Annotated in this window: 2 protein-coding genes; one reads left to right on the top strand and one right to left on the bottom strand. The window is 62.0% G+C overall.

The genetic code is table 11. The features are described 5' to 3' along the window. Window positions 1-514 precede the first annotated feature (514 nt). A complete protein-coding gene (locus IQ35_RS20760) occupies window positions 515-1,072 on the bottom strand; it encodes a recombinase family protein (RefSeq protein WP_092960484.1) in 558 nt (185 codons plus the stop codon). Between the two features lie 138 nt (window positions 1,073-1,210). On the opposite strand from IQ35_RS20760, the gene IQ35_RS20755 reads away from it, so the two are divergent. After that, a partial coding sequence (locus tag IQ35_RS20755) for a DUF4158 domain-containing protein (protein ID WP_145076204.1) occupies window positions 1,211-2,195 on the top strand: 985 nt, incomplete at its 3' end.

The raw sequence follows: 2,195 nt of genomic DNA, 5'->3' as shown, positions 1-2,195 counted from the left end.
GACTACACGAAAGTGAATTTTACGTACGCGAGAGACGAACGAATGCAGTACGACTTGGGCTAAGGCTGCCGCAGTGGCTATCGCTGACCGAACCCAGAAGGTTTTATGGGCCAAACGAACGGTAGCGAGCCAAGGACAAAGCCCAGGAAAGTTGCCTGAAGCGGAACCGAAAAACCAAATGCCGGAATGCTCAAGGCTACCAGAGCGTAGGTGTTTGCAGCGACATCACCGATCATAATTGACGCGGCCAGAACCAATCCAGCCCGCCTGAAACGCGAAAGAAGTAGCATAATAGCAAGCGCGTCTAAGAATATCAGTGAGGTCCAGAATATCTCGAGTAGGAACGGACCCCAATCATAAGGTCTCCACCCGTATGCTGCAAAGTCTCGCGCATGATTGAAGAAGCCAATCCCAAAACAGGTTATGTAGATTCCGATGATAACCCGAATGCGTGCGTCTAGGCGGTATTGTGTAACAGGATGACGGATCGGATCGATATTTGGGGCCATAGCTATTACGCCGTTGCGCCTTCCAAAGCTTTATAAAGGGCGGTTTTCCCGATTTTCAGCCGGGCGGCCGCTTCGCGCACAGTAAGGCCTGCTGCGATGTGCGCCCGCGCTTTGCGTAGCTTGTCAGGTGTAACAACAGGGCGACGGCCACCCTTGCTGCCACGCTCGCGGGCGGCTCGCAGACCCGCTTGGGTGCGCTCACGGATCAGGTCACGCTCGAACTGCGCGAGGGAGCCGAAGATGTTGAAAATCAGCATGCCTCCCGGCGTGGTGGTGTCGATATTCTCAGTGAGCGAGCGGAAGCCGATGCCTCGCGCCGCCAACTCACCGATCTTCTCGATAAGGTGGCTCATCGAGCGGCCGAGCCGATCGAGCTTCCACACCACCAGCGTGTCGCCGGCGCGCAGATAGGCCAGCGCCTCGGCAAGACCGGGCCTGTCGGTCCTAGCACCCGACGCCTGATCGTCGAAAACACGATCGCATCCTGCCCGCTGCAGAGCGTCATGCTGGAGCGAGAGCTGCTGGTCGGGGGTGGAGACCCGCGCATAGCCGATCAGCGCCACGTGCTGCCCCGAAGTGTCCGTTTTCCCATCATCATGCGATCTTGTCCGAATCGCCATCGAAGGTCCAGAGTTGACGGACATATTCCGAGTGGCCGTCCAACGGACGTCTGACGGACAGTGACATGGAGGGGTTCGAGCTTGGCCAGAAGACACCTGCTGACCCGCGAGATGCTTGCGGAGCATTATGATCCGTCGCTCGATGAACGCGAAATCGCCCGCCACTTCACCTTGACCCGTGACGACCTTGAACTGATCGCATCCCGGCGCGGCGACGCCACCCGCCTCGGCTATGCGATGCTGATTCTGTATCTCCGCTGGCCCGGGCGCGCGCTGGAAGCCGGCGAAGCGCCGCCCATGCCGATCCTCGCGTTCGTGGCCCGTCAGTTGGATGTGTCGCCCGCGTCATGGCGCGACTATGCCCGCCGCGACGAAACGCGGCGGACGCACCTCGCCGACCTGTCGCGGCGTTTCGGTCATCGCGTTTTCAGTCGCGCGGATTTTCACGCGCTGGTCGCATTCGCCATGCCGATCGCGCAGACCACCACCCAGCCCTCGCGGCTTGCCGGTATCGTCATCGACGAGATGCGCCGCCGGCGATTGCTGCTGCCGCCCGTGACGGTGGTCGAGGCGATCGTGCGGCGGGCGCGGCAGCAGGCCGGGGATCTGGTCCACGACGTGCTCGCCGGGGATCTCAGCAAACCCGAACGCGCGACGCTCGACGCCCTCCTGTCGCGACGCGACGACAAAGGCGCGACCTGGCTCTCATGGCTGCGCAACCCGCCCCTGTCGCCGGCACCGCGCAATGTCCTGCGACTGATCGAACGGCTCGACCATGTTCGCGCGCTGGGCTTGGCGGCCTCGCGCGCCGCAACCATCCCTCAGACGGCGTTCGACCGGATCGCCGACGAGGCGGCGCGCATCACGCCGCAGCATCTGGCGGAACTACCCGACCGGCGCCGTCATGCGATCCTTGCCGCTGCCGGTATCCGGCTTGAGGAAAGCCTTACCGATGCGGTGCTGACGATGATGGACAAGCTCCTGGGGAGTATGATGCGACGGGCCGAGAATCGAACCAAGGACAAAGCGATCGGCACGATCCGGTCATTGCAGGCGCAGCTTCGCC

It is taken from the genome of Sphingobium wenxiniae (genome assembly GCF_007830065.1).
GTDB lineage: Bacteria > Pseudomonadota > Alphaproteobacteria > Sphingomonadales > Sphingomonadaceae > Sphingobium > Sphingobium wenxiniae.
This window is presented reverse-complemented; position numbering and strand designations above follow the sequence as displayed.